Source organism: Gilvibacter sediminis, from assembly GCF_028561565.1.
Classification (GTDB): Bacteria; Bacteroidota; Bacteroidia; order Flavobacteriales; family Flavobacteriaceae; genus Gilvibacter; species Gilvibacter sediminis.
Window position 1 is genome coordinate 266,903 of sequence record NZ_JAQQTE010000022.1, and the last position, 9,396, is coordinate 276,298.

7 protein-coding genes are annotated in these 9,396 nt (G+C 44.7%); 1 reads left to right on the top strand and 6 read right to left on the bottom strand.

Annotation, left to right across the window (positions count from 1 at the left end; genetic code table 11):
• Positions 1-51 precede the first annotated feature (51 nt).
• From purL to POW22_RS13475, 3 genes are all read right to left on the bottom strand, one after another.
• Positions 52-3,723 (bottom strand): phosphoribosylformylglycinamidine synthase, encoded by a 3,672-nt coding sequence (gene purL, locus POW22_RS13465; RefSeq protein ID WP_272833280.1) that lies wholly within the window; start codon positions 3,721-3,723, stop codon positions 52-54.
• Positions 3,724-3,803: 80 nt separating this feature from the next.
• Positions 3,804-4,844: an endonuclease gene (locus tag POW22_RS13470; protein ID WP_272833281.1), complete on the bottom strand. Its 1,041-nt coding sequence runs from the start codon at positions 4,842-4,844 to the stop codon at positions 3,804-3,806.
• 1 nt (position 4,845) lies between these two features.
• Positions 4,846-6,069 (bottom strand): RsmB/NOP family class I SAM-dependent RNA methyltransferase, encoded by a 1,224-nt coding sequence (locus POW22_RS13475; RefSeq protein WP_272833424.1) that lies wholly within the window; start codon positions 6,067-6,069, stop codon positions 4,846-4,848.
• A 114-nt stretch (positions 6,070-6,183) separates the two neighbouring features.
• Here POW22_RS13475 and POW22_RS13480 point away from each other — a divergent pair, with 114 nt between their 5' ends.
• Positions 6,184-7,230, top strand: coding sequence for a WD40/YVTN/BNR-like repeat-containing protein (locus POW22_RS13480; RefSeq protein ID WP_272833282.1), 1,047 nt, complete (start codon positions 6,184-6,186; stop codon positions 7,228-7,230).
• A 33-nt stretch (positions 7,231-7,263) separates the two neighbouring features.
• Here the strand turns inward: POW22_RS13480 and POW22_RS13485 are convergent, their stop codons facing one another.
• Genes POW22_RS13485 through POW22_RS13495 form a run of 3 tightly spaced genes read right to left on the bottom strand, consistent with a single transcriptional unit; the run spans position 7,264 to position 8,847 of the window.
• Positions 7,264-7,710, bottom strand: coding sequence for a Spy/CpxP family protein refolding chaperone (locus tag POW22_RS13485; protein ID WP_272833283.1), 447 nt, complete (start codon positions 7,708-7,710; stop codon positions 7,264-7,266).
• A 27-nt stretch (positions 7,711-7,737) separates the two neighbouring features.
• Positions 7,738-8,268: a hypothetical protein gene (locus tag POW22_RS13490; RefSeq protein WP_272833284.1), complete on the bottom strand. Its 531-nt coding sequence runs from the start codon at positions 8,266-8,268 to the stop codon at positions 7,738-7,740.
• Positions 8,269-8,304: 36 nt separating this feature from the next.
• Positions 8,305-8,847 (bottom strand): RNA polymerase sigma factor, encoded by a 543-nt coding sequence (locus tag POW22_RS13495; RefSeq protein ID WP_272833285.1) that lies wholly within the window; start codon positions 8,845-8,847, stop codon positions 8,305-8,307.
• Between the last annotated feature and the right edge of the window lie 549 nt (positions 8,848-9,396).

Here is a 9,396-nt window from a genome sequence, read left to right on the forward strand (position 1 = left end):
TGCGCCTTTCTAAGGCGTGGGTAAATTGACGATCCTCTAAAAACTAGGGAATTAGCCCTCCATATTTTGCTCCAACCACTCGTGAGCATTCACAAAGGCTTGTAGCCATGGAGTCACTTTGTCGTCTCTATCTGCAGGGTAGTGCCCCCAGTTCCACGGGAAGGTTGAGCGTTCCAAGTGAGGCATCATCACTAAGTGGCGTCCGCTGTCATCGCACATCATGGCCGTGTTATAATCAGAGCCGTTTGGATTTGCAGGGAGTCCTTCATAAGCGTATTTGGCAACGATATTGTAGGCGGACTCTGCTTTAGGCAAAGCAAATTTACCTTCACCGTGAGCCGCCCAGATTCCTAAAGTACTACCTGCAAGTCCTGCAAGCATCACGGATGGGTTTTCCTGAATGGTTACCGAAGTAAAGCTACATTCAAACTTACCCGTCTCATTGTGAAGCATCTTAGGTTTTTCATCGTGGTCTGGATTGATCACGCCGAGTTCCACGAATAACTGGCATCCGTTACACACTCCTAAAGACAAGGTGTCTTTTCTGGCGAAGAAGTTATCTAAAGCAGCTTTGGCCTTTTCGTTGTAAAGGAAGGCACCGGCCCATCCTTTGGCAGAACCTAATACGTCACTGTTAGAGAAGCCTCCTACTGCGCCAATGAATTGAATGTCTTCTAAGGTTTCGCGGCCGCTAATCAAGTCGGTCATGTGAACGTCCTTTACGTCAAAACCTGCCAAGTACATGGCATTGGCCATTTCACGCTCACTGTTGGAACCTTTTTCACGAATGATGGCTGCTTTGATTCTAGGCTTCGTCGGATCGATCTCAGGAAGCGCTCCGGTGTAATCCACTGGGAATTTAAAATTCAGCGGTTGATTTTTATAATTGTCAAAACGTGCCTTAGCGTTGTCTGCACCACTTTGTTTACGGTCTAAAAGGTAAGAGGTTTCATACCAAGCATCGCGTAATTCGTCTACCTTAAAACTTAAGTAATCTCCCTTAAATTTCACGTCCAATTCTGCAGTTTGACGAACTGACCCAAGATTCACAAAAGAAACGCCAGCTGCATTCAAGGCGCTCTCAACAGCGTCGTCCTGTGCAGCTTGGATAACAACCCCGCAGTTTTCAGCAAAGAGAGCTGTGGCAAAATCAGCAGCGTTTAAACCGCTCAAGTCTAGATCAGCTCCCAAATCACGATCGGCAAAACACATTTCTGCCAGCGTTGTGATCAATCCACCAGAACCAATATCGTGGCCCGCAGCAATCTGGTTCGCTCTAATCAACTCTTGTAGGGTGTTGAAGGCTGTTTTTACATAAGCCGCGTCGGCTACATCAGCAGGAGTGTTTCCTAAAGCAGAACGTGTCTGAGCAAAGGAAGAACCGCCCAAGGCAGCCGCAGTTTTAGAAAAGTCGATATAATACACACTGCCCCCATTTTTTTGCAAGACAGGCTCCACAACTTTAGTAATATCATCACAATGACCCGCGGCAGAGATGATCACCGTTCCTGGTGACAATACTTCGCGGTCTTTGTATTTCTGTTTCATGGAAAGGGAGTCCTTTCCAGTAGGTACGTTGATTCCCAATTCAATGGCAAAATCAGAAACCGCTTTAACGGCTTCATACAAGCGTGCATCTTCGCCCGGGTTGTTACATGGCCACATCCAGTTTGCGGAAAGTGATACTCCGCTAAGACCATCTTGGATAGGCGCCCAAAGTATGTTGGTCAATGACTCAGTAATGGAGTTGCGGCTTCCTGCAGCAGGGTTTAATAAACCACTCACTGGGGAATGTCCAATAGCAGTAGCTACACCTTCTTTGCCTTTGTAGTCTAAGGCCATAACTCCGCAGTTGTTCAAAGGCAGCTGCAAAGGACCTGCACATTGCTGTTTGGCTACGCGTCCGCTTACACAGCGGTCTACTTTATTGGTTAGCCAATCTTTACAAGCAACCGCTTCTAAGCGCATTAGCTCAAAGACGTATTGTTTTAAAGCCGACGGGTCATAGGTGATCGCGTTGAAATCTTGATCGATGCGTTGATCTTCCATAATGGTCTTTGGTGAGCTTCCAAACATATCGCTCAGCATGAAGTCCATCGGTTTTTGGCCCGACTTACTGCCTTCAAATTTAAAGCGATGGTCGTCGGTAACTTTCCCCACCTTATACATTGGAGATCGCTCGCGATCCGCAACTTGTTTTAGTATATCGGCATCTTCACTACCAATCACCAAGCCCATACGTTCTTGAGACTCGTTTCCGATGAGTTCCTTAGCCGATAGGGTAGGGTCTCCTACAGGCAGTGCGTCAAGATCAATATGACCTCCAGTTTCTTCTACCAATTCAGAGAGACAGTTCAGGTGTCCACCAGCTCCGTGATCGTGAATAGATACGATCGGATTGTCTTTGCTTTCGATCATACCGCGAATGGCATTAGCCGCCCGCTTTTGCATTTCTGGGTTAGAGCGTTGAATGGCGTTGAGTTCAATACCACTGCTAAAGGCTCCGGTGTCTGCAGATGAAACTGCCGCACCTCCCATACCAATGCGGTAATTCTCTCCTCCTAGAATAACGATCTCGTCGTCTTTAGACGGAGTGGCTTTTATGGCCTGTGATTTCTTTCCATACCCGATACCACCGGCTAGCATGATCACTTTGTCAAAACCGAGAATGTGAGCATCTTCTTCATGCTCAAAAGTCAGGACAGACCCGGCGATAAGGGGTTGACCAAACTTATTTCCAAAGTCTGAAGCTCCGTTAGAAGCTTTGATCAAAATATCCAATGGCGTTTGATACAACCAGTTTCTGGCATCAATCTCTTGCTCCCAAGGGCGTGTTTCATTCAGGCGAGAGTAAGCCGTCATATAAACTGCGGTTCCAGCTAATGGCAATGATCCTTGCCCTCCGGCCAAACGGTCGCGAATCTCTCCACCAGAACCTGTAGCAGCTCCGTTAAAAGGCTCTACTGTAGTTGGGAAGTTGTGCGTCTCGGCTTTCAGCGAGATCACAGATTCAAAATCTTCCTGTTGGTAAAAAGAAGGTACCTCTGGACGCTCTGGCGCAAATTGGGTGACTTTTGGTCCCTCAATAAAGGCCACGTTGTCCTTGTAAGCAGAAACGATCTTGTTTGGATGCGTTTCTGAAGTCTTTTTGATCAGTTTGAATAAACTGCTGTCTTGCTCTTGGCCGTCAATTACAAAAGTACCGTTAAAGATCTTGTGGCGGCAGTGTTCACTGTTTACTTGTGAGAACCCAAAGACCTCGCTGTCAGTAAGCGGTCTGCCCAAACGATCAGCCAATTCTTCTAAGTATTGGATCTCGTCATCACTCAAGGCCAAACCTTCGCTGGCATTGAAAGCAGCTATGTCTGTGATCTCTTTGATGGATTCCGGTTGGATGTCAATGGTAAAAAGCTCTTGATCCAAACTGTTGAACTTTTGACTCAGCATAGGGTCAAAGTCTTCAAAATTGTCTGCTACCGCTTCATATTGTTCAATGCGAATGATGCCTGAGAGGCCCATATTTTGGGTGATCTCTACAGCGTTGGTGCTCCACGGGCTTACCATGGCAGCTCTTGGACCAATAAAATTACCGCTAACGGCAGCACCCTCGATACGAGATCGGTTGCCAAAAAGCCAGGTTAATTTTTGCAGGTCAGATTCTTGAAAGTCAGAAGTAGCTTGAACGGCGAAAACGGTGGTAGCATCGCCAAAAAAATGAATCATAATACGGCCGGATTAACGTACAATTGCAATGCAAAGGTACGTCAATTCCCGAAAATTTTTCGTCTCTAAACCCAGAAGATTTAGTGAATAATTAACCGTTTTACTAACTGTTTTTCAGCTTCGGTCAATCGTACCAAATAGACACCAGAATTAAGGGCAGAAACATCTAATGTGCTTCCTTGAAAATCATCTTGAGATAACACCAATTGCCCGCTTACAGAATACACCTGAATTGCAGTTACAGGCAGTGTACTGCTGATGTTCAAGGTTCCGTTGTAATTCGGGTTCGGGTAGAACGCCAAAGGATCGGTGCTCAATTCTGCAGTGCTCAGCAATCCCCAACGATCTTCTGCGGTATCACCACCCCAAATGATCGTTGCCAAGACTGGGTTGTCAATAAAAGGGTTTCTGTTGCCATATGCAGACTCTAAAAAGTCATTGCGCTGATCTTCATAAAAGCTCACTGGGTCTTCAATATTCCACTGCAAATAGAGTTGCAGCATTTGAGTGCTGCCTTCTGTAGGACCGGTACCCATTAAAGAAGGTAAACATCTACTGCCGTAACGCGTGTACATATACATCATCATACGGGCTACATCACCTTTCCATTCGTCTCCAGGATACCAATTTCCGCCGCTGATCACCCCAGCGTTTCCGCTGCCATCTCCAAAACGACGGTTGCCTTTGTTGTTATTCATTTGCTGATCGGAAGCGCGCAGGTTGTGCGGGTCAGCACCAATTCCAGTAGTGGTACTGCCTACGTCTCCCATGGTGGGGTCGGCATTAGAACGTGCAAAAACGTGCTCGCGATTGTATTCACAAGACATACCCCCAAAGAGACTCTTATTTCTGGTTCGATCCGTAGTACAGCTACCGTCAGAATCATTGTATCCATAAACCAACAAAACTTGGCTACTGTTGGACGGGTTCTCATCAGTATCTAACAAAGCGTCACGCGCATCGGAATAATCAAAGGTGCTGCTGGCATTGCTGATCTTGGTTTGTAACTCATTGTATAAAGCCGTTCCCGTTAAAGTCAGATTTACATCGTCATAATAGGGTTGCTGTGCAATTGCAAGATGGGCTACAAATAAAAAGGCTAGGCTTAAAATGGATCTCATTTTAGTTCGATTTGGTAAGCAGGCACATATAAAAACCATCGAAACCGGTTTTGCTTGGCCATAAAGTTTTGTCTTCTACTTTTTTGAAATCAGCACCCGCCTCAGAAGCGAGGAATTTTTCAATTTGCAACTGATTTTCTGCAGGCAAGATGGAACAAGTGGCATAAACCAATTTTCCTCCAGGCTTTACAATACGTGAATAGCGGCTCAGAATATCTGCCTGCAACTCTTGGACCTCCTCCATAAATTCTGGAGACAGTTTCCACTTGCTGTCCGGGTTGCGTTTGAGTACTCCCAATCCACTACAGGGTGCATCAATAAGCACGCGATCGGCTTTACCGTAAAGCTTTTTGATCACTTTTGGCGAGTCAATAAGACGCGTCTCAATATTGTGAGCTCCCGCTCTGCGAGCGCGACGTTTGAGTTCCGCCAATTTAAAATCGTATATATCCGTAGCAATGATCTGCCCTTTGTTCTCCATCAAGGCTGCTAGGTGCAAGGTTTTTCCACCAGCCCCAGCACAGGCGTCAACCACACGCATTCCTGGTTTTACATCCAATAGTGGAGCTACTTGTTGGGAAGAAATATCTTGTACCTCAAACCAACCGTCTTTAAAGATCGGTAAGGAGAACACATTGGTGCGCTCTTCTAAAACTAAAGCGTCTGCTGCTATTTTTTTAGATTGAGTGCGGATCTCTGCATCCTCTAAAGCGTCTTTGAGTTTGTTTTTATTCGTCTTTAATGTATTGGTACGTAAGACCACATCAGCTTGCTGATTGAGTGCCTTGATCTCCTCTTCCCATTGTCCTCCTAATTGGTCAAGGCCCATAGCGTCTAACCAATCCGGGATGGATTCGCGGTAAACGCGTTCGTTTTTGAGTTCGTCAAACTTCCCACGGATCCTGCGTACAGGCGTACCTTCCAACTGAGGCCAATTAGGTAAGGAATGTCCTTTATGCACAGCCCATACCGCAAAGAGTCTAAAGAGGTCTTCACGGGAATAAGGCGCTTTAACATCGGCTGCCTTGGCATACAAACGCTGCCAACGCACAATGTCATAAGTTGTTTCTGCGATAAACCCTCGGTCTCGCGACCCCCAACGCTTGTCGCGCTTCAAGGTTTGCTTGAGGACTTTATCGGCTTGTTTTTGCTCGTTGAAGATCAGCTTTAAGCTGTCTAAGGTGGCGAAAACCAGATTTCTATGGAATCGTACTTCTGTATTCATTATCGCTGCAAAAGTAGCCTTATTTATGAACAAGCCTACTACAGCATCGCTTAAATTATCATTATTAATCGTGCAATGCATTCTTCTATATTTGCACTTAAATCCTTTTGATCCATGATTAGAACCTTGCTCAGCCTGTCAATCTTTTGTATTGTGTTTATTTCATGTACAGATTCCAGCGCGCCAGAATTTACCAGTGTTCAAGCCAGCGCTGTTTTTAGAGACAGTATAAGTATTCGAGCCATTGCCGCGGTTAATGATTCTACAGTTTGGTTTGCGGCCAATAATGGGAAGATCGGGGTGGTGGAAGGGCAGGTGCCCAAATTGGCGACAGTGAGCTATCAGGATTCGCTTTTAGCCTTTAGATCCATTGCTAAGACGAGTGATGCTGTGTTTGTGCTTTCTATTGCAAACCCAGCAGTTTTGTATAAGATCGGCTTAGAAGGAACCAATCCCACTTTTATTGAAGATGTTTACACAGAAACGCATCCAAAAGTATTCTATGACGCTATGGCCTTTTGGGATGATCAAAACGGGATTGCTATGGGAGACCCAACAGAGGGTTGTTTGTCTGTAATATTAACGACAGACGGAGGCAATACTTGGAATAAAATACCATGTGATAACCTGCCAGAGACTGCAGAAGGAGAAGCGGCCTTTGCTGCGAGCAATACCAATATAGCGGTATATGGTGACACCGCTTGGTTGGTCTCTGGAGGCAAGCGCGCCCGTGTTTTTAAAACTACAGATCGAGGAAATTCTTGGGAGGTCTATGAAACGCCTATTGTGGAAGGGCAGGCCATGACGGGAATTTATTCGGTCTCATTTTTAGATGAGAAAAACGGAATTATTTTCGGAGGGAATTGGGAAGCCAAAACTGAGAACGGAGGCAATAAAGCGGTTACTACGGACGGGGGAAAGACCTGGAAACTGATCAGTGATCAAGCGGGACCGGGTTACCGTTCATGCGTGCGTTATGTGCCCAACACCAAAGGGCAGGGGATAGTGGCCGTTGGAATTCCAGGGATATCGTATTCTAATGACGGTGGCGATTCTTGGATCGACCTCACTGACGAATCCTACTACAACATTCAGTTTGTCAACGATACCACGGCTTTTGCCAGTGGTTACGGCAAGATCGATAAGCTCGTTTTCAAATAAAAAAAAAGCGAACCGTTGAGGTCCACTTTTGTTTTAATTCTTTCTACGATTTTGCATGGCTTGCAAGAGGCGTCTTTTAAATTCTTCTTCAGCGCGCTTCAGGCGAAGGATCTGTTGAGGCGAGACCACTCCTTTTAAATTAGCCACGAGTTTTTTGCGTTCATTGAGCATCTCTTGTTCCCAATTCATCAAATTCTCGATCAAGGCATAGGCATCATCGTCTGAAATAGATCCGCCACCAAGCCTAACTTGACGCAGGGCTTCTCTTTGTTGGCGTCTGATGTTTTCCATGGCCTTTTCGGACTGATTGTAGATGGGCCAAAATTTTTGAGCCTGTTCTGCACTCAAGTCTAATGCATTGGTGATAAAAGCTGTTTTCTGCGCTTCAATCTCCCCGGGATTGGGCCGTTGCCGCTGCGCATCGGCAGAGAAACTGCTCAGCAGTAAACAAAAGATAAATATGTAGTATAGTTTTTTCATAGTGTCTGTCTTCAAAAACGGAAACAATTATTCCTCGTAGGTGGTTATTAAATCAATATCGTCTAAGTTGTCCAAGAGATAGGTCTCTATAGTTTCATCGGTAAGGGATTCATCACTGAACAAGCTGCTTTCTAGATCGGCTTCAGAAACAAAATCCATAAGCTCGTCATCTGTAAAAGCAATAGCGTCACTGTTCACGTAAGCCTCAAGAGTATCTGTATCTATAGTGTCAAAGGCGAGCGTATCTGTAGCGCTGCCGCCACCGTTGTTGACCAAACTTACAATAAGTAGAACTGCTGCAGCAACCGAAGCAACGGCGTACAAGGTGCGTCTGCTAAAGATCGAAATGACCTTAGGTGCAGACCTATTGAGTTGCGCGCTGACCTTGGGTTCCACCGTTTCAAAATAAGCCTCTGGAGCCACAAAGCCTGAATCAGAAACCAACTCCCGAAGCTCTTCTTCTGCGATACGGGCTTGCACGCTGGCTTCAAAGCCTTCAAAATAGCCTTCTGGGATTCCGTAGGGATTTGAGTTGTTATGTGCGTTTTCCAAATTCATGATACTGCTCTTATGACTGTTTTTGTCACTAAAGGTTTAATCGGCTTTCAATTGGGCGGTTATTTTTTTAACGGCGATGTGATAGGAACTCTTTAAGGCCCCCACAGAGGTGCCTAAGATCTGTGACATATCGTCGTATTTCATGTCGTCAAAATACTTCATATTAAAAACCAATTGCTGCTTTTGCGGCAACTGGGCAATTGCTTCTTGTAATTTAAGCTGAATTTCATTGCCTTCAAAATAAGGATCGGCAGCTAAGTTGGCCACAGCCTGCTGCTGAACTTCTTCATTGCCGGTCTCCATACGCTTGGCTTTTTTGTTGAGAAAAGTAATGGCCTCATTGGTTGCAATACGATACATCCACGTGTAGAGCTTACTCTCTTCTTTAAAGGAGTCTATGCTTCGGTATACTTTAATGAAGGTGTTTTGTAGTACGTCGTCCGTATCATCATGAGAATAAACCATTTTGCGAATGTGCCAATACAAGCGCTCCTTATATTGTTTCATAAGGGTGCTGAAGGCGGCCTCCCGGGTTTCGGGAGCTTTTAATTCCGATACTAAAGTAGATTCAGCGATCAATGGTAGTGGTTTACCCTTAAGACTACAAGGTATCAAAAAGGTTTAATCTGAGGTTTAAAATATCTTTTCGGGACCTTAAATGATCCTTAAAAGAGGTGAATGCTGTAGTCACAATTAAGGGAAACACATAAAAAAGCAGATAAAACGTTAAAAAACATCGATAAAATGCATTAAAAATTTTTTTGTAGGAAAAATATTTCTACATTAGCCCTCAAGAACATTCTTCTGTTCACTAAATGTAGCCCCAACTACTTTAGTTATTTTACGAAAACGGGCTTACCGCGGGGGTTTGCCCGTTTTTATTTGCGCATTATCCAGCTGTCTCTTTTAATTTTTACTGCATAGTAAATTGTAGGAAATTCATCTTTGTTAAAACTAAAACATCGATGAAATGCATAAAAAACAAGATAAAATGCAATATTTTTTTGGAAAATTAAATACAGCTTCCTACATTTACACTGTTGTTAATTAAATCATACTGCTGTTGTGAGCCCCAAATACGGCAGCAGTTAAAAAAAAGAGCAGATCGTAGGATCTGCTTTTTTTTTT